The sequence below is a fragment of the Paenibacillus sp. YIM B09110 genome (assembly GCF_037167145.1).
Lineage (GTDB): Bacteria > Bacillota > Bacilli > Paenibacillales > Paenibacillaceae > Pristimantibacillus.
In genome coordinates, this window is sequence record NZ_JBANSP010000037.1 from 23,776 (window position 1) to 42,693 (window position 18,918).

17 protein-coding genes and 1 tRNA gene are annotated in these 18,918 nt (G+C 51.4%); 10 read left to right on the forward strand and 8 right to left on the reverse strand.

Annotation, left to right across the window (positions count from 1 at the left end; genetic code table 11):
* Positions 1-63: 63 nt before the first annotated feature.
* The 5 genes from mgrA to V8F51_RS29270 all read left to right on the forward strand — a co-directional run bounded on the left by mgrA (position 64) and on the right by V8F51_RS29270 (position 9,302).
* A complete protein-coding gene (gene mgrA, locus V8F51_RS29250) occupies positions 64-1,059 on the forward strand; it encodes an L-glyceraldehyde 3-phosphate reductase (RefSeq protein ID WP_337104046.1) in 996 nt (331 codons plus the stop codon).
* 198 nt (positions 1,060-1,257) lie between these two features.
* Positions 1,258-5,127 (forward strand): response regulator, encoded by a 3,870-nt coding sequence (locus tag V8F51_RS29255; RefSeq protein ID WP_337104079.1) that lies wholly within the window; start codon positions 1,258-1,260, stop codon positions 5,125-5,127.
* A gap of 101 nt (positions 5,128-5,228) precedes the next feature.
* Positions 5,229-5,957 (forward strand): response regulator transcription factor, encoded by a 729-nt coding sequence (locus tag V8F51_RS29260; RefSeq protein WP_337104047.1) that lies wholly within the window; start codon positions 5,229-5,231, stop codon positions 5,955-5,957.
* A 224-nt stretch (positions 5,958-6,181) separates the two neighbouring features.
* Positions 6,182-7,519: a putative bifunctional diguanylate cyclase/phosphodiesterase gene (locus V8F51_RS29265; protein WP_337104048.1), complete on the forward strand. Its 1,338-nt coding sequence runs from the start codon at positions 6,182-6,184 to the stop codon at positions 7,517-7,519.
* Positions 7,520-7,568: 49 nt separating this feature from the next.
* The gene (locus V8F51_RS29270; RefSeq protein ID WP_337104049.1) at positions 7,569-9,302 is read left to right on the forward strand and encodes a methyl-accepting chemotaxis protein; all 1,734 of its coding nucleotides are present in this window, start codon (positions 7,569-7,571) and stop codon (positions 9,300-9,302) included.
* A 229-nt stretch (positions 9,303-9,531) separates the two neighbouring features.
* On the opposite strand, the gene V8F51_RS29275 is transcribed toward V8F51_RS29270, so the two are convergent.
* Together V8F51_RS29275 and V8F51_RS29280 are read right to left on the reverse strand one after the other, a co-directional pair.
* The gene (locus V8F51_RS29275) at positions 9,532-9,750 is read right to left on the reverse strand and encodes a hypothetical protein (protein ID WP_337104050.1); all 219 of its coding nucleotides are present in this window, start codon (positions 9,748-9,750) and stop codon (positions 9,532-9,534) included.
* Between the two features lie 109 nt (positions 9,751-9,859).
* Entirely contained in the window at positions 9,860-10,048 is a 189-nt protein-coding gene (locus tag V8F51_RS29280) for a hypothetical protein (protein ID WP_337104051.1), read from the reverse strand.
* Positions 10,049-10,315: 267 nt separating this feature from the next.
* Here V8F51_RS29280 and V8F51_RS29285 point away from each other — a divergent pair, with 267 nt between their 5' ends.
* On the forward strand, positions 10,316-11,227 hold the full coding sequence (locus V8F51_RS29285; protein WP_337104052.1) for a serine/threonine protein kinase: 912 nt from the start codon (positions 10,316-10,318) through the stop codon (positions 11,225-11,227).
* Here V8F51_RS29285 and V8F51_RS29290 read toward each other — a convergent pair.
* The 3 genes from V8F51_RS29290 to V8F51_RS29300 all read right to left on the reverse strand — a co-directional run bounded on the left by V8F51_RS29290 (position 11,193) and on the right by V8F51_RS29300 (position 13,304).
* Positions 11,193-11,813 carry a TraX family protein gene (locus V8F51_RS29290; protein WP_337104053.1) on the reverse strand — a complete coding sequence of 207 codons (621 nt, stop codon included), beginning with the start codon at positions 11,811-11,813 and terminating at the stop codon, positions 11,193-11,195. The genes V8F51_RS29285 and V8F51_RS29290 overlap by 35 nt on opposite strands.
* Positions 11,814-11,970: 157 nt before the next feature.
* A complete protein-coding gene (locus V8F51_RS29295; RefSeq protein WP_337104054.1) occupies positions 11,971-12,867 on the reverse strand; it encodes a manganese catalase family protein in 897 nt (298 codons plus the stop codon).
* A 134-nt stretch (positions 12,868-13,001) separates the two neighbouring features.
* The gene (locus V8F51_RS29300; RefSeq protein ID WP_337104055.1) at positions 13,002-13,304 is read right to left on the reverse strand and encodes a hypothetical protein; all 303 of its coding nucleotides are present in this window, start codon (positions 13,302-13,304) and stop codon (positions 13,002-13,004) included.
* Positions 13,305-13,500: 196 nt separating this feature from the next.
* Between V8F51_RS29300 and V8F51_RS29305 the strand changes: the two genes are divergently transcribed.
* Positions 13,501-13,572, forward strand: a tRNA-Thr gene (locus tag V8F51_RS29305).
* A 79-nt stretch (positions 13,573-13,651) separates the two neighbouring features.
* Here the strand turns inward: V8F51_RS29305 and V8F51_RS29310 are convergent.
* The 3 genes from V8F51_RS29310 to mscL all read right to left on the reverse strand — a co-directional run bounded on the left by V8F51_RS29310 (position 13,652) and on the right by mscL (position 15,462).
* Complete coding sequence (locus V8F51_RS29310; RefSeq protein WP_337104056.1) at positions 13,652-14,302, reverse strand: hypothetical protein; 651 nt, start codon at positions 14,300-14,302, stop codon at positions 13,652-13,654.
* 91 nt (positions 14,303-14,393) lie between these two features.
* Positions 14,394-15,029, reverse strand: a complete 636-nt coding sequence (locus V8F51_RS29315; RefSeq protein WP_337104057.1) for an NUDIX hydrolase — start codon at positions 15,027-15,029, stop codon at positions 14,394-14,396.
* Positions 15,022-15,462 (reverse strand): large-conductance mechanosensitive channel protein MscL, encoded by a 441-nt coding sequence (gene mscL, locus V8F51_RS29320; protein WP_442956509.1) that lies wholly within the window; start codon positions 15,460-15,462, stop codon positions 15,022-15,024. The genes V8F51_RS29315 and mscL overlap by 8 nt, the downstream gene beginning before the upstream one ends.
* A 325-nt stretch (positions 15,463-15,787) precedes the next feature.
* Here mscL and V8F51_RS29325 point away from each other — a divergent pair, with 325 nt between their 5' ends.
* From V8F51_RS29325 to V8F51_RS29335, 3 genes are all read left to right on the forward strand, one after another.
* On the forward strand, positions 15,788-16,558 hold the full coding sequence (locus V8F51_RS29325) for a sporulation protein (RefSeq protein WP_337104059.1): 771 nt from the start codon (positions 15,788-15,790) through the stop codon (positions 16,556-16,558).
* Positions 16,559-16,717: 159 nt separating this feature from the next.
* On the forward strand, positions 16,718-17,827 hold the full coding sequence (locus V8F51_RS29330; protein ID WP_337104060.1) for a DNA alkylation repair protein: 1,110 nt from the start codon (positions 16,718-16,720) through the stop codon (positions 17,825-17,827).
* 2 nt (positions 17,828-17,829) lie between these two features.
* A complete protein-coding gene (locus V8F51_RS29335) occupies positions 17,830-18,870 on the forward strand; it encodes an FUSC family protein (protein WP_337104061.1) in 1,041 nt (346 codons plus the stop codon).
* Positions 18,871-18,918 lie beyond the last annotated feature (48 nt).

Genomic DNA, 18,918 nt, shown 5'->3' on the forward strand with positions numbered 1-18,918 from the left:
GTGGAAGATATGCTATTCATGTAGGATCAATATTCCAATCATCCGGATGGAGGAATACAGAAAATGACTTATGTGCCAGCAAGTAACCGATATGAAAGTATGAAATACAACCGCGTAGGGCGGAGCGGTCTGAAGCTCCCTGCAATATCGCTGGGCCTATGGCATAACTTCGGCGGAGGCGATCGTTACGAGAATGGACGGGCGATGGTTCGCCGCGCATTCGACCTCGGCATAACGCACTTTGACCTGGCGAACAACTACGGACCGCCGCCGGGCTCGGCGGAAGAGACTTTCGGACAAATTCTGAAGCATGACCTGACTGCTTATCGCGATGAGCTCATTATATCGACGAAGGCCGGCTATCATATGTGGGAAGGCCCATACGGGGATTGGGGATCGCGCAAATACATGCTGTCGAGTCTCGATCAAAGTCTTAAGCGGATGAAGCTGGATTATGTGGATATTTTCTATTCACACCGTCCAGACCCGAATACGCCGCTCGAAGAAACAATGGGTGCGCTTGATCATGCGGTACGTCAAGGCAAAGCGTTGTATGTCGGCATCTCGAATTACAGCGCTGAGCAGACGGCCCGCGCTGCAGCCATATTGAAGGAACTCGGAACGCCTTGCCTCATCCACCAGCCGTCGTACTCCATGTTTAATCGCTGGATTGAGAGCGGCCTGCAGGATGTGCTTGATCAAGAAGGGATTGGCTCGATCGTGTTCTCGCCGCTTGCCGGCGGCGTATTAACGAATCGTTATTTGAACGGTGTTCCGTCAGATTCGCGCGCAGCTGGACCAAGCGTCTTTCTGAAGAGCGATCAAATTACGGAGAGCAAGCTGCAGAAGGTTAAGCTGCTAAATGAGATTGCTGGAGAGCGCGGTCAGACGTTGGCCCAAATGTCGCTCGCATGGGTGCTAAGAGGCGGAAGGGTTACGACTGCCTTAATCGGCGCTAGCCGTACTGAGCAGATCGATGATTGTGTAGCGACGCTTAATAGACTCGATTTCAGCGAGTCTGAGCTTGATCGTATCGAATCCATATTGGCTGCCGAATAGAAAGAAACATATGAAGCCGGGAGGCCTGTCTGATCAATTGGACAGCTTCTCGGTTTTTTTTGTGGCGTAGCTATTATCCTTTCATTTCTAAAACTCTTTATATAGTTCAATATCCTAATTAAAGGTATAATGAGTTTATGCATTTCTGGTCGTTATACATAAGCAGACGGGTTGAGAGGAGAAAGACACTTGAATAAAATGTCTTTACGGACCAAAGGGCTATGTTTAATCATTCTGATTTCATTATTTCCGCTGTTGTTGGCAGGGATAGGCAACTACTCCGCGGTAAAGCAGTCGATGATTGCATCAGCGTTCGAGAAGGCGAGCAGCCAACAGAGCTCTCAAGCGAATGACTTGGCTTCGTGGATGGCGATCCGCAAGGCCGAAGTACTGGTGATGAGTCGCACCGACGCCGTAAGGTTAGGCAAGGACGACACGCGTCTGCCCTATTTTGAACGCGAGCTGATTAGGAGTGGATTCGTTTATTACTCGATGGGTTATGCGGACAAGGATGGTCTTGTATTGCGTACAGATGGCGAGCGGCGGAATATTAATAACGAACCTTTCTTTCAGGACGCGATCAGAGGCAAGGTAGTTATTACCGATCCGTATACGCCTTCCTTCTCCGACCTGAAGCAATTAATGATTGTCGTACCGGTGTATGGTACGCAGAACGAAGTGCAAGGGGTTGTTTACGCATCGATCCTCTTCTCGGCTATCGATCATTTTCTGGAGAAGAAAAGCGACCAATCCGTTCTCTATTTGTATAACGACAATGGCAGCCTTATATATAATTCAATTTCTGGCGTTACCGAGAATGTATCGCTCTATGATAAAGGCGGAAGCTTAGAGTCTGTTGCGGATGAGCTTACCTCGTCTAATCAAGGTTATGTGCAAATAAGCGAGCAGGCAGAACAGTATGCGCTATTTTACACCAAGGTTGAGGAAACGCCATGGCGGCTTGCGCTTAAGGAGCCGGCGTCCAAGCTGGAGGCTATGCTCAGCCCTATCTTCTGGCGCATCTTCATGACGATTGCTGTATCGGAGGCTATTATTGCCATATCGTTCTACATGTATTTCGAACGTATTATTAAGCGGCTGGAGCACATTCTTGTCGTTACGGAGCAAGCCGCGAGCGGCAATTTCGAATCGAATCATTTGGCTGCAACGCCGAACGACGAGGTCGGCCAGTTAGCTCATTCGGTTAATGGCATGATGGAGCATCTGCAGGAGATGTTCGATCGTCTTGAGGCGATTATTAATCAAAATCAGTATTCGTTTATCGTGCTTGACGATCAATACCGCGTCACTTATCTCAACAAGACGGCAGAGGATATGCTCGGTTACAAGACAGAGGAGTTAATGGGCTGGGCTACGCCGTTGCTGTTCATGGATATGGAGGAGATCGAGAGAGAAGCCGCCAAGCTGACGGAACGGTTGGGACGAGAGGTACAGCCGGGGATGGAAGTATTCAAGGAGCTGCGGAATGAAAACTTCTCTTATGAAAGAGAGTGGACATTCATCAGCAAGGACGGCAAACGTATTCCGACTGTTCATAGCTCGAACGGCTTGCGCGACCGCAATGGCCGATTCTCTGGCGTTGTAGGGATGGTATCTAATATTACGGAGCGGAAGCAAGTGGAGAAGTCCCGCAATCGGCTGCTGGAAATCGTTGAATCAGCTAAGGACTTGATCGCTTCGGTTGATACGGAAGGCAACGTCATTTACTTGAATCGTGCAGGGAAGGAAGTACTCGGAATCGCCCTTGATGACGACACACCTGAACTAGTAGAAGAGCATGTTAAGCCAGCCATATACAAGGTATTGACGCGGGGTGCCGCGCTTGCCGCTGAATACGGCTTTTGGGAGGGCCGCACGCAATTGATAGGGAAAGACGGCGAGCCGCTTCATGTATCGATGGTCGTTGTCGCGCATCAGGATATTTCGACAGGGGAGAAATTCTTCTCCTGTATCGCCCGTGATATTTCGGAGCAGATACACGTGCAGGAGGAATTGATTCGGGCGACGGAGGAAGCGGAAGAGGCGAATCAATCGAAAAGCCGGTTTTTGGCGCTTATGAGCCATGAGATTCGAACCCCGCTTAACGGCATTGTCGGGCTCACCCATCTGATGAGGAAGACAGGGCTGTCTTCTTCGCAGAAGGATTATATGGACAAGATGCAGACGTCGTCGGAGACGCTGCTGCGCATCATTAATGATATTTTAGACTTCTCCAAAATTGAAGCCGGCAAAATCGAGGTTGAGCGGCTGCCCTTCCAGCCGGATGAGCTGTTTAGCCGACTGGCGGATCAGCTTAGCGTGTTCATGGGCGGCAAGGAGCAGTTCGAATTTATTATTGAGTCGTCAGAGCATATGCCGCAGACGGTTATTGGCGATGCGATGCGGCTTGAGCAAGCGCTGCTTAATTTATGCATTAACGCGATTAAGTTCACAAGCAAAGGCCGTGTGAAGCTTGAGGTCGAGCAGTTGCAATCGACGGGAGATACCGTGCAGCTCAGGTTTGCGATATCGGATACCGGTATCGGGATGTCGAGGGAGCAGCTCGATAAACTATTCATGCCCTTCACGCAAGCAGACGGATCTACAACGCGGAAGTTCGGGGGGACGGGACTGGGGCTGGTCATTTCGAAGACCTTCATCGAGTTGATGGGCGGCAAGCTGAAGGTAGAGAGTACGCCGGCAGTTGGCAGCCGATTCTACTTCACTTTGTCGTTCCCTATCATTCATCATTATGCGCAGAGCTCATGGCAGCTTAGCGCCGACATGGTCGAGCAGCCGGTATGGATTGTTGAGGATGACGCAGAGATGCTGGCGCATTGGAGCGGCATGATGGAGGCGTTCGGAATGGCGCCGGTAGCCTTCGATTCATGGAAAACGACGAAGGAAAGGCTTCTGCGGACGGGGGCTGGCGCGGTTCCTAAACTCATCATTCTCGATATGGAAATGCCGGATATGTATGGGGTAGAGACGTGGCTGGAGTTCCACCGTGTCGCAGAAGAAAGAGGTGTAAGAACCATTGCCATGACGACCTCTTACGGGCGGGATGAAATGCTGCAATTACCGGATTCGCAGCGTCCCGTTACCTTGCTTATCAAGCCGTTGACGCGCGAAAGCTTGCAGCGTGCGCTTAGCGGACTTGATGAGAAGCGCGATTCAGGCACGGAGCTATTGCCGTATGGCAGGGAAGTCGCTGCTGCAAGCGAGTCCGTAAGGGTGGGCAGGGCCAAAATATTGCTGGCCGAGGACAACAAAATCAATCAGCTCGTCGCCCTCGAAATATTGAAGGCCAGCGGTTATGAAGCGGGCTTGGCCGAGAATGGGCAGGAGGCGCTGAATAAGCTGGACGAAGAGCATTGGGATCTTGTTCTGATCGATATTCATATGCCGATCATGGATGGTTCCGAGGCGGTGCGGATTATACGCGAGCAGCCAAGATTCAATAAGCTTCCGATCATTGCGGTAACGGCCAATGCGCTTAGACAAGACCATGAGCAGTACTTAAAGCTGGGAATGAACGGGGTTGTGACGAAGCCGATTGATGCCGAGCGTCTGCAAAATGTGATTACGTATTGGCTGGCGCAGGCCGGCAAAGACAAGCTGCTGCCTCCCGGCATATGGGAAGAGGATTTGATTGAAGTAGAAAACAGCAGGAGCAAGCAGGAGAAGACCCAGCTGGTGCTGCCGCAAGTGAAAGGAATGGATGTACCGAGTGCCTTGGCCCGGGTGAACGGGAAGCTTTCGATCTTTGTTCATATGCTAGAGCAGTTTAGACGGGATTACCTATCGTTCTGTGACCAGTTGCGATTAATGGTATTGCAGGACGATCTATCCACCGCGAAGAGAATGGTTCATACGCTGAAGGGAGCGGCTGGTTATTTGTCGGCGGGGGAACTGTCAGCATCCGCAGCGGAGGTTGATCGCATTCTGAAGGAAGGGCAGCCCGATCCGGGGGAATTACATGCTTCCATTGCCATACTAAATAGGCATCTTACAACACTTTTGGGAGAGCTTCAAGACGTTCCGGCGCTCTTCGACAGTAAAGCCTAACATTTTTCTAACAAGTTATTGTCCAGATATAATTGGTATTGTATAGTAGAGTTACAAAATATATTCGACAGAAATCTTCAATCCTGAAAAAGGGTGACGACATGTATAAAGTTCTAGTTATTGAAGATGATGTCATGATGAGTGATATGCTGTCTATGTATTTGTCGGAGGAAGGCTACTCCGTTGCGCAGGCGTATCGCGCTGACGATGGGATTAAGCTGGCAGCAGAGTTCGACCCTGATCTTGTGCTGCTCGATCTTATGCTCCCCGACCTAGACGGTATGGAAGTGTGCGCTGTTATTCGCAAACGGTCAAATGTGCCTATTATGATCCTATCGATGAAGAGCGAGGTGTCTGAGCGTGTACAGGCGCTCAAGGCGGGGGCTGACGACTATATGTGCAAGCCCTTCAGCATGCACGAAATGACGGCAAGGGTGGAAGCGTTAATCAGGCGTTCACAGACGACGATATCCGAGACTGTGATGCAGGTAGCTGCGACGAGGGAGATTGCCCACGAGCTTGATCCCATTCAATTGGATTTTGAGAGAAGACTGCTGCTCGTGCGGGGGCAATTGGTGGAGACGACTTTTTCCGAATATGAACTGATGAAGCTGTTTTTGGCTTATCCAGGCAAAGTGTTCAGCAGGGAAGAACTGATTAACACGATTCGCGGTTTTGACTCCTTCGTTACCGATCGCGCTATAGACGTACACATTGTCAATCTTCGGAAGAAGATTGAGCAGAACCCGAAGGAGCCTCGTCTCATTCGAACCGTATGGGGATTTGGTTACAAATACACGGCAGATCACTCGAACATAGGCAAGGAATAAGTTCCATCTTCTACTAATCACCGAAACTTAACTAGCAAAGAAACCATTTCGCGATTCAAGCGGGTGGTTTCTTTTTTTATATAGACCTATTGGAATAAGTCGTTAGGCCTACTGCGATGTTTATTAAAATATCTAACAAAACTCTAAACCCTTCCCATAAATTTCCCTAATAGTTATATGGCAAGATTGCTTTAACGAAAAAAATGTTGAGGCGGTGATACAGGATGGAGGCATTAACCGGCTTATCCGGACGCAAGGAAGCATTTGCACAACTGGAATCAGCTGTACATCTTGCGCGCGTGGCAGACAATAGATTGCTTATTGCACTTGTCGATCTGGATCGGTTTTATCGGTTAAATGAAACAAGAGGACATGAATTTGGCGACGATGTGCTTGGGATCGTCGGGAATCGGCTGTTAGAAACGGGAATTGCTCCTACAAGCGTATGCAGAATCGGAGGTAATACGTACATGGTAGCCATGCAACTTGAACAAGGTACGGATACTTGTCTGCATGCAGTGGAGGCAATAAAACACGCGGTCGAACTCCCGATCGAGGAAAAGGGGACAGAATTATATTTGACCTCCAGCATAGGCGCTTCCATATTTCCGGAGGACGGGCTAACGAGCGAACAACTCGTATGCCGGGCAGAATCCGCACTCCATCAGTCGAAGAATGAAGGCGGCAATCGCACGCAATTTTACAACTCGGAAAATACAGATAGATTGCAACGCAGAATTGACATTGAGGCGTCGCTCAGACCGGCATTGTATATGAGACAGTTTTACATGGCCTATCAGCCTATCTTCCGTCTAGAGGACGGCAAGATGAGAGGCTTCGAGACGCTTATTCGCTGGAAGCATCCCGAGCTTGGTGCGATTAGCCCGGCGGAGTTTATCCCGATTGCCGAACATAACGGACTTATTGTGCCGATTGGCGAATGGGTGCTGCGTGAAGCGTGCAAGAGACTCGCCGGTATGCACAAATACGGATTGGGGCCGCTTATCATGTCTGTGAATATATCGCCGGTGCAGCTTCAAGATCCAACGTTTCCGCGGACTGTGCTTCATATTCTTGACGAATACAAGATCCAATGCAGCTCGATTGAGCTGGAAATTACGGAGAACGTGACGCTGAAGCATTCCGATACAGTGCTGTCCTCCTTAAGCAAGCTGCGCGGCGCAGGCGTGCGTATCTCGCTTGATGACTTCGGAACGGGTTATTCCTCCCTCAGCAATCTCAAACAGCTTCCGATTCACTGCTTGAAAATCGATAAATCGTTCATTAAAGCGATCGATCTGCCAAGCGCGGAGAAATTGATCGTAGAGTCTCTGATTGAGCTTGTTCATAAGCTTGGCCTTGAGGTTATAGCCGAAGGCGTCGAATACAGAGAGCAATACGATTTGCTTAAGTCTTGGGGCTGCGACTACGTTCAGGGATTCCTGTTCGGCAAGCCTATGGAGCCTGAGCAGCTCGATCTATCGATGATCAAGACAAATGACAAAAAGGATCTATCATTTGACGAGGGAGATGTTCATGTTGAAACAGGGGTTGTCAGATAAGACAAAAGGTTTTATGAGGGGGAGATTTCCAATTAGGGGCAAGCTCATGATGTTATGCTTGTCTTTGCTTCTCGTTCCAAGCGTTATCGTATCGGTATTAAGCTATCAGTCGGCCACCTCGGCCTTGAACGACAATGGCGAGGTCATTCTTAAAAATAATGTCAAAAGCACGATACAGTTGATCGCCATGCTGGACGCGCAAGTCAAGGCTGGCGTAGTCGAGAAGGCGGGCGCCGAAGAATTCGTCCGCATGACGATGCTGGGGCCAAAGGGCGAGGATGGCAAACGGCCAATTAATAAAGCGATTGATCTAGGCGAAAGCGGCTACCCGTTCATTATCGATGACAATGGCCTGACGCTGGCGCATCCTTCGATGGAAGGCACGAGTCTTGACGGACTTGAGAACAACAAAGGCGAGCTCGTCCTTGATACCGTGAACCATCTGCCGGTTACCGACGCCTTCGTTACGACGGCGAAATCCGGCGGTGGTTTCGTATATTACGATTGGCAATTGCCGGGACAGACGGATAAGTACGCATCCAAGGTTACATACATAGAGAAAGATCCGAACTGGGGCTGGAATATCGCGGCCGGCACCTATATGCAAGATTTCAACAGCGGTGCAAGCAAGATCATTAAGGTAACGATTATTACGCTCATCATTACGAGCCTTCTAGGGGTAGTGGCGGCCAGCTTGTTTACGATTAGGTTGACGAAGCCGATCAAGCAAGTGTCACAGCGCGCGTCTGAAGTCGCGAAGGGCAACTTGAAATTAGAGCCTATCGTTTGCAAGAGCGGAGATGAGCTTGAAGCTCTCGCGGGCAGCTTTAATGAAATGGTCGTACAGCTGAAGGGCCTAGTATTCGAGGTTGGCCGAAGCGTCGATCAGGTTGCGGCGTCGTCGGAAGAGCTGATGGCAAGCGGTGAGCAGACGAGTCAAGCAAGCGAACATATTGCTCATACGGTTCAGGTAGTTGCCGAGGGCGCTGAGAAGCAGTCGGCAAGCGCCGAGGAAAGCTATCAAGTCATTCACGATATGTCGGCTAGCATTCAGCAGATCGCATCCAGTACAGAACAAGCTTCCCATGCAGCCAAATACACGTCGGAGCGTGCGACTGCGGGCAACGATACGCTGGAGCAGGCGGTTACACAGATGGAGTCGATTCAACAGTCCTTCAACAGCCTTGCTGTGGCGGTGCGCGGATTAGGTGCGAGGTCGCATGAAATAGGCAGAATGGTTCAGGTAATAACCGATATATCCGCTCAGACGAATCTTCTGGCGCTTAATGCTTCCATTGAGGCGGCTAGAGCGGGCGAGCATGGCAAAGGCTTTGCCGTTGTGGCGGGCGAGGTAAGGAAGCTGGCTGAACAGACGAAAGTGTCCAGCGGTCAAATCGCGACTGTTATTCATGCGATTGGCATTGAAACGGAGCAAGTTGTCAAAGCGATGGATGAGGCTGGCGAAGTAGTAACGCACGGTATCGTCGTTGTCGAAAATGCCGGCGAGATGTTCGATTCAATCCGCGTAGAGGTACTTCAGGTAGCTCAGCAGATTGATGAGGTTTCTGTAGCGGCTGGAAGTATTGCGGCCGGGACGGAGCAGGTGATGCAATCCATTAAAGAGGTTGCAAGAGTCGCAGTAGAAGGCGCATCCGGTTCCCAGTCGGTAGCAGCGGCAGCGCAGGAGCAGACGGCTTCGATGGAAGAGATCGCGGCTGCCTCAACGATGCTGGCGAGAATGGCCGAGGATTTGCAGCTCCAAATCAATCGATTCCAAGTGTAGTTTCAATAGAGCTGTCCAGCGGGCGCTTGCTTGCCTGCTTGGACGGCTCTTTGCGTTCCTGGGCAAATACGCGGCAGCCCCATATGAGCTTACGGGGATCGTCGTGCTGGGCTGAACGCAAAGAAACCGCCTTGGCGTCGGCGGCTTTCGCGGATTCGGCATTATATGAAAGAGAAATGATGACATGAAATGCGTTTAATTATAAACGGTATAAAGGATTGCGTAAAAGTTAAGATACTTCCAAATAAAGCTTTGTGCCGTCCGTGTATTGGAAGATCGCGACATCGCGTACCATTTCGACGGATTTGATTCTTCTCCACTTTTTGCGGAAGTCGAAATCGAGCTCCATCTGGTGTAATTTATGGTTGAGAAGTTCTACCAATGCTGATTGTTCGTTAGGGTAATAGACGGGAACAGAACGTTTTTTGAAGTTAATGATTCGCATCATAACCTCGAACACCTCCGATCATTTTTTCCCATTCTAACGTACAATTTTTAGCGCCTTATGAATCTGCCGTGAGGATTTTGTTTACTTTGCTCATACTTTCCTAATACATTTACGAGCTGGAAAAGCTGCTATATTTTTTCTTATAATAGCCATGCCCGTAATGGCGCTGACTTGGCGGCGGATAGTGCGGCGGACGGTTGTGCCCTCTTCTATAGTCACTGCTGCTGTAGTGGCGATGCCTATGGTTTTTTCGGCCGATGAGGGAGTAAAACAAACGCTTTAGTAAATGTCTAATCATCGTTATGACCTCCTGTTCATGCATTTGAAAAGTAGTACGGCGGGGCTGCTCCGAAGTTTCTTGCGAATGGAGGTTTTCTCCTCGACAACAAAAAATAGGCGATGTAAGCTGAGCTTACGGCATATATATAGGCTAACGCACTTGCTTGCGAAGTAGGTTTGCATTCGCAAACCTTAGCATACGCTTACGAAGTAAGTTTGCTACGCAAACTTAAGCACACGCTTACGAAGTAAGTTTGCTACGCAAACTTTTGAGGAGGGAGTCACCATGCTGCATTCAATCGCTCACAAATGGAGGGAGATACTGAATCATTGGCGAGATTATCCGCTCCGCGAAGGGAAGAAGTGGAATGGACGCTATAGAATCGAACGGTTCCTCGGAATGGGAAGCTACGGTCAGGCGTACGCCTGCCTTGATTTGCAGAGCGGTCAGTCCGTACTGCTGAAGCGCAGCAAGCCGAGCAAAGGTGAGCTGGGCAGAAGGCTGCTGGAGCGGGAAAGTTTTATTTTGCAGGAGCTGCTGCATCCCCAAATTCCGCGTTGGTACGGCTACGAGAGAATGGCGGGTGAAGACGGCCTCATTATGGAGCTCATTGACGGCAGTTGCTTGGAGGATGAGTTGCAGGAGCACGGCCGCACCTATACTGCGCTTGAGGCGTTGTTCGTATTGCAAAATCTGCTTCAGCCGCTTAAAGAGCTGCATCGAATGGGATTCGTGCATCGCGACGTCCGTGTACCGAATGTGCTGTATATGCAAAGCGTCATGTATTTGATCGACTACGGCTTAGCCTGCCGTATCGGAGAAGAGCTTCCCTTGGAGCTGCGAGAACAGCTTAAGGAGATACCGGCGGGAGATAAGGCGGCGTCTGGCAGTTGGGCGGCGATGAAGCGGCGAATGCGTGAGCCGAACCCGACGAGCGACCTGTACGGTCTCGGTCACCTGTTCCTCTTCTTGATGTACGCCGGCTTCGAGGCGGCGGACGATCTCGAGGACCGCGGCTGGGAGGAGGAGCTGGCGCTTCCTTGGCAAGTCATAGCCTTCATTCGCAAGCTGCTTACGGCAGGAGAGGACGGCTATCTATCCGCGGAGCAGTGTGAACAGGAACTTGAGCAGCTCATTGCAGCGCTCAGAGGGCCAAGCAACGTCATCCGGAAGTTAACAAGTAGTAGGCGGCGGTAAGCAGCAGAAGGTGGAGCGGGTAGAAGCTCCGCCAAACGATACGCGGTATATTGATCCGATCCGCGGCTCGAACGAAGTCGGGCAAGTAGACGAGCAGCATCGTCGAAGCGAGACTGAATAGTTGAATGTACCAGCCCTTATAAAATACGAATATCGCATTTAGCGCAAAATGCCAAGCTATCATCCAATATGGAGACGAGTAGCGATATAGGAGCACTAGTAATAGGCAATAAGCGCCATAGCTGAAGGGTAATAGCTCAACGAGCAGGACGGCTGCAGCAATGACGGCAATCTGCGCAGGCAGCTTTCCCTTCCATCGATCCATGAGCATGAGCAGCAGCAGGCCGATGAATAACGTGCCGACCGTATTGACTTCCGCTTGCTTAAACAGCATCATATACGGAATTTGAGAGAGTAGAGCGATAAGTCCGGTACGCTGCAAATAACGATTAACGCTGCGGGTGCGGAAGTAGCCAAGCACAAGCGCATAGGCATAGAAGGGCAACGCAAGTCTGCCTAACATCCGCCACTTGGAGTCATCCGGAAACCAGACGATGCCGATATGATCGATTAACATGGTCAGCATAGCTAAAAATTGCATGGGAACCACCTTTAAACATAAGGTTTTTCCCAGTATAGCATAACCTTGATCGGAATAGAGGGGTTAGAAAAGCCCCCAGCTTCGGCAGTTGGAAGCGGGAGGCTGCGAATCCTATGGAATCTGATCAACGAGCGGACAAGGCTCACAGCCCGGCGTTTTTCTGCAGCCGTCTAGCAATTTCACGAAAGTCCTCGGCTGAGATACCTGGCGCGAATTCTTCCGGGATGGGTGCTAGATCAGGCATAGGCGCACCTTGCGGGGCTCCTTGTATGACTTCGAGCTGGGCACCGGTTTGCGGGTTCTGTCCGTTCCATATAAGCACAATATCTTTGTAATCGTTCGGGCTGAACGTATACAGTTTGTTGCCAAGCCCCATCGCCTCGAACTTCCGTGCCGCATCGAAGGCGTTATTGCTGAGATCGGGGATCGGAATGAGCTTCTTCACATCCACGCCTGTCGCAATCTCCAGCGCCTTCGCATAGGCAAGCACATGGACCCCGCCTCGTACGAGCAAATATCCGATCATTTCCCTTGCTGTCGGGTGATCGGTCATTTCGTATACACGCATCTTATGCGTCCTGGCACCGCATTCCAGGAAGAAGTTATGCAGCAGGTCCAGCACAAGATTGCCGCTGCTGAACACATTGTCGCCAGTCCATGCTCTGCCCATGGAGTCCCCGGCTAGGGATGTCTGCGCCGTAGCAATGAAGTGATACGTATTGCGCTTATTCACGCCTTCTCTCAGCGGCGTAGAGTCCGGCGGACCGGGCTGGGTGGAGCCGGTCAGCACCATATTAATAGCCGTTGATACAAGCTCGACGTGTCCGAACTCTTCCGCCGTTATACTGGAGACGAGATCGTAGAACGGTTTAAGCCGTTTGCGGTCACGGAAGTTGAATGATTGATACATGTAGTTGTTCAGCGTCGACATTTCGCCGAATTTGCCCCCGAGCAGCTCTTGTACGGCTGCCGCCGCATTGGCGTCTGCGTAGGGGGAGGGAGGCAGCTCGATTTGAAGCTTATTGATCCTCTCGAACAAGGCAGCGCACACCTCTTTCCGTTGCGTATTCCTTCTTTGTCATGTGTATGACCGCAGTCGTCGTCGTAGACCTGCAATCTGACAAAATAGGACACGCATTGTCGAATGGCAGCGAGTGAGGGTGTGCAGTCTAGCTATTTCAAAGCGATGACGAGCAGGTCGAATAGGAGCAGCGGAAGGACGGCATTGTACGGATCGTGGAACACGCGAGGATCGCGCATCGTGCACTGCAAATGGACGAAGCACGAGTCAACATGTACAATGACGCCCTCGTAGCAGCGGCCATCGGACATTTTGACACAGACGTATTTATGCATATGACTGCCGCACAGGCGCATCACCTTGTCTCGAATGTCGCTAACCGTCGCGGTATGCGCCTTATCGGCTTTATAGACGATTGTATTGCTTGCCGCCGCTTGCTGTTTTTTGTCGGACAAGGAAATACCTCCATTCGAATGGATTTGTCATATAAGTATGCGGCAGACCGGCATGTCATGCAGACAGGAGGCGAAGGCTCGGACGAAAAATCGACACAATATAGGAAGCAAAATCCAGCCGTAAATCTATTGACTTTTTTAAAAAAAATTATTATTCTAATAAAAGTCTTTCTTGAAATTGAAAAACAAATGATTTGCTGATGTAGCTCAGGGGTAGAGCAACGCACTCGTAATGCGTAGGCCGGGGGTTCAATTCCCTTCATCAGCATACCTCTTAGTGCGAAGGAGTCTTCTGCGATTAACGCAGGGGGCTTTTTTTATTTTCCGGCGGATGCCGTTCGATTAGACTATTTTTTGATCAGATCGCCAAGGAATCCGAGAAGTTCGGTCATGAAATTGAAAAACGATCCAAGCCAGTTCCCGCGCCTTCTTCTTGCTCTTCTTGCCATATGTATCCTCCTTCTATATATAGTTTTTCTAATGACGACAGTCACGGCCGCCGCTTCGGGCGCATACCCTATTACAGCAAAAATGAGCTGGGATAAACGATTTCCTGAGCAGCGAGGAGTGACAATATGCCGCGCATACCGAATTTCCCTCCGGCATTGTTGGAGGAGCATCGCATATGGCATCATACGAACCATTTGGCGCCCGGTTCCATGCCGCCGCCAGGTTACGGGGAACGATTTCTGCGATTTCACCGCGACTATATTAATCGGGTTGCCGGCTGGTATGCCAGCCAGGGCTACGATTCGAGAGCGATTGCCGGATGGAACGGGGTTCCTGACGCCATTAGGCGTGCCCCATGCTACGATGCGGCAGCTGAGCAGCGCGTTACCAATCAGCCGCAATCGTTTCGATCGGCCGATGAGCTGGGCAGCTTTATCGAGATGAACCTGCACGGTTGCCTGCATCCGATGGCAGCGCAGCTGTGGAACAATCCGGAGCTGAACGACTTCGATCTGGCTCCGCGCAATACAGAGTTTTATAATATTCATTATTTGATTGACGGATGGTTTCAGAACTGGGAGCGGGCATGGGGAATGCGCGATTCGGACTCGAATCGCGCAGAAGAGAAAAAAGCTCGCTCTACGTGCAACTGCGGAGCGAGCGGAGGACGTTCGTATAATAAGAAAGCTCGCGCGGAACGAACTGATCTGCTTTCACTACAACATGGGAAGCCAGCAGCGGACCGCCGTTCGGTGGCAGCGCCACGCCAGTCACCGGCAGCTCTGTCAGCGAGCCCTCGAACAAAGCAAGCAGCATCTCCAGGTCGGCCTCATACACCCCGGCCACTTCTTCGGGCTGCAGCCGAAGTTCGCTCAGAGGCGTCACGCACACGAGCCCGAATACATCGCTGACCTCACGGTCGATGAATGGGACACCGTTCACGATGCCCTCGCATTGCTCGCGCACCTGACCGAGCGGGATGAGCTGCTCTAGAGGAGCTTGAACGCCAAGCTCCTCATCCAGCTCGCGCACCGCTTCCGCGAGCGTCTCTCCTGCCGACAAATGACCGGCTGCCGTTATATCGTAGCAGCTTGGATTCGTATCCTTCGTCGCTTGCCGAAGCTGGAAGCGGACGAAGCGGCTGTCGCCTTCGCGGCGCGTTAGCCAGCAATGGATCGAGCGATGCCAATAACCTTTCGCATGCGTTTCGGACCGCGTTGCGGTGCCGAGCGGATTCATCTCTTCGTCATAGATGTCGAACAGCTCATCAGCCATGCTGTACAGCCTCCAGCTGCGAAGTGCAATGCTTGCAGCGGGTAGCCTTAATCGGAACCATGGACAAGCAGTACGGGCACTCCTTCTCCGTTGGCGCAGCAGGCGCTTCATCCTTTTTCTTCTCCGTACGCCGTAGAACATTAATGACCTTAACCAGCATGAAAATACAGAATGCAACGATTAGGAAGTCGATAAGTACGTTGATGAATTGCCCGTAGGCGATGACAGGGGCCACGAAAGTGTCATCGGCATCTTTAAGATGTTTGATCTGTGTCTGCGTGTAAAGCGGGATTGTCAAATCCTTGAAGTCAACTCCGCCAAGTATTCTCCCAATCGGCGGCATAATGACGTCGTTGACAAGCGACGTAACGATTTTGCCGAACGCTCCCCCTATGATAACACCGACAGCTAGGTCGATAACGTTGCCGCGCATGGCGAACTCTTTGAACTCTTTGACGATTTTCACGTAAGCTTCCTCCTGCTCTTATTTAACTATAGTTTGCCCTGAATCTAGCAAATGTATTCTATCATTCTAGCGAAAATGTCCGAAAGTGAAAAGTGTCGGGAGGACCGTATCACTAAATATGGCGGCCGCTGATCTTCGAAGTGCTCACATGGATGTTTTTATAATATAATTTACATCAACGGGGTGAAGGAACTGAAACCTGTTCCTGAGGACGCGCGTATAAATCCTCACCATACACATTAGAAGCACCTTGAATGAAAATTGGAAAGCTAATTTATAGGAGGATGTTCACATGTTCAATCGTTTTCTAGCCAGCATCGGGATTGGGAACGCAACGATCGATACGGTACTGGAGAAGCCGCGCTATATGCCGGGCGAGGAGGTTCGCGGTGTCGTCCGTATACGCGGAGGCAATGTGGAGCAACAGATCGAGACGATTCATCTGTCCGTGATGACACAATATGTTCGCGAGAGCAATGACCAGAAGTACAATCAGAATGCCGAAGTCGGCCGTTATCATGTTAGCGCGCCTTTCTTGCTGAAGGCAGGAGAGAATCGCGAGGTTCCTTTCTCGTTCAACCTTCCGCATCAAACCCCGCTTACATTCGCGCGTACGCCGGTATGGGTGAAAACGGAGCTTGATGTGCGCGGAGGCGTTGATCCTGGCGACAACGACAAGATCGAGGTTGTGCCGACGCCGCAGATGAATACCGTGCTTGAAGCGATGAACCGCCTCGGCTTCCAGTTGCGCAAAGCGGACTGTGAATACGCATCCCGTCTCGGCGGCAAGATGCCGTTCGTTCAGGAGATCGAATTCGTGCCTACGACCCAATTCCGCGGACAGCTGGATGAGGTTGAAGTGATGTTCTTCCCGTCGGATCGCGAGCTCGAGATCGTGCTCCAGATCGACCGCCGCGCGCGCGGGCTTGCAAGCATGTTCGCGGAAGCGATGAATCTGGACGAATCATTCGTGCGAGTCAAATATACGAATGAGCAGTTGAATCAAGGAGCAGCGAGCGTGTCGCATCAGCTCGCTGACATTATTGCTCGTTTCGCCCGTTAATAGCGATCAGAGACCGCAGCCGCAGCCTGGAAGACGTTCCGCTTGGAGCGCCTTCCGGGCTATTTTCATATTCGCCTCGTTTGCGGATTAGGCTTGTGTCATTTGCTGCGGACAAACGGTATAATTCATCATAGTAGAGCAATAAGGGAGGAGAACCAATTGGCCGAACCGTTAAAAGCGTTATACGACGGATTATTTATTGAACAATTCGCCGCTAAGGTGAAGGAGGCGTGGCAGCCTTTCGATGAGCGCTCCTTCGCGGAACGGGTGCGGGGCGGAGAGTGGGAGCGTCTCGAGCTGAAGGCGCGGGCAAGAGCGATCACGCTGGCGCTTGGCGAAGAGCTGCCGAGCAAGTATGAAGAAGCGATAGCCGTATTGTTCCAAATCGATGAGCAATGCTCGGGCTTGCCGTATATTTTCTTCCCTGATTTCGTAGAGGTGTATGGACTCCAGCTGCCGGATTGGGAGCTGTCGTTCGCGGCGCTCGCAAGATTCACGCAGCGTTCGACCGCGGAGTTCGCCATACGGACATTCATTCTGACCGATCAAGAGCGCACGCTTGCCCAAATGCACGCGTGGGCTGACGATTCGAATGAGCACCTAAGAAGGCTGGCAAGCGAAGGTATAAGACCGCGTCTGCCATGGGCGCAGGCGCTTCCGCTGTTCAAGCGCGATCCATCGCCGATCCTGCCGATTCTGGAGAAGCTGAAGCAGGATCCGTCGCTGTATGTGCGCAAAAGCGTGGCCAATAACCTGAACGATATCGCCAAGGACCATCCGGAGCTAGTTATAGAGCTGGCGGAGAGATGGCATGGAGAGCATGAATGGACGGACTGGATCGTCAGACATGGCTGCCGCACGTTGATCAAGCGAGCAGAGCCGCGCGTCATGCATCTGTTCGGCTACTCGGCTGCCGCAGACGAAGAGGCGCTTTTCACATCGGCGACGCTTAGCGTAGAGCCGTCCGAAGTGGCGATCGGCGGGGAAGTGGAGCTGAGCTACAAGGTGCAGCTTCGCGATACCGCGCGGACGAAGGTGCGGATAGAGTACGGAATCGACTTCGTGAAGTCGGGCGGAAAGACGTCTCAGAAAAGGTTTCTGTTGTCGGACAAGGAATACGCTGGCGGAGCTGTCGCTTCAGGGACGAGGACGCATCGATTCGCCGATCTGACGACGCGAAAGCATTATGAGGGCGTTCATCGGTTAACCTTATGGGTGAACGGCGTTCAGGCAGCGAGCGGCGAGCTGCTCGTGAAAGGGGAAATATAGTGGTGACTATTGGAGGAAGAGTGCTTAAGACGGGCATGGCCGTCGCGCTCTCGATCTACTTAAGCAGCCTCTTTGGCTTTGTGACGCCGCTTATTGCCGCCGTGGCAGCGATCTTCACGATTCAACCGTCGATCTATCGCTCCTGGCAGCGAGTGGCGGATCAATTGCAGACGAACCTGCTTGGCGCGCTAATCGCGCTTGCGGCCGTCAGATTGTTCGGCCATACGCCGATTGCGGTTGGGCTTGTCAGCATCGTCGTCATCCTCATCAGTATTAGGCTCAAAATGGAAAGTACGATCAGCCTGACGCTTGTCACCGTCGTGGCGATCATGGAGGCGACCGGACAAGGCTGGGATGTGGCGATCGATCGTTTCCTTATGGTACTTACCGGCATCGGAGCCTCCTTTGCGGTGAACGTGCTCGTCTTCCCGCCGCGACCGAAGCGCCAGTTCAATGAGCAGGTAAGTCAGGCCTATACGCAGTTATCGTTGCTGCTGCGCACGGCCATATCGAACGAGATGAAGGAGCAGGTGTTCCGCCAAGAGAAGGACAAGCTGCATGGGACGCTGCGCAAGCTGGAAGAGCGCTATCTTGTCTTCGAAGAGGAGCGCAAAATATTAGCTCGCACGAAAACCAGCCACGCCCGCAAGCTGCTCGTATCCAAACAGATGATTAAGACGCTGCAGAAGGGCGCGGATCTGCTTGATGTGGTCGAGGAGCACTATTTTGCTTCGCCGAGCGCGAATGAATGGGCTGCCCGGTTCGATCGTCAGATAGAGGATATGACCAAATACCATGAGCACATCTTATTGAAGCATGAGGAGAAGATAAAGCCGAATGCGCAGATTGAACCGGAAGAGGAGCGCGAAGGACGCCTAGTGAAGGACCTGACCGCATATATAATGGATGATCCGGATGAGAACAAGCGCCTCGTTTTTGTCGCTTCCGCGTTGTTCGAATACGCTTATCACCTTCGCCGATTGGAGAAGCTGATCGATCAGGTGCAGCAGCGTACGGTTTCAGCGGAGGAGAAGGAAGGCTAAAGCTCAGAAAAAACGAAGCAGGCTTCAGGCGTCTTAATGACGTGCTAA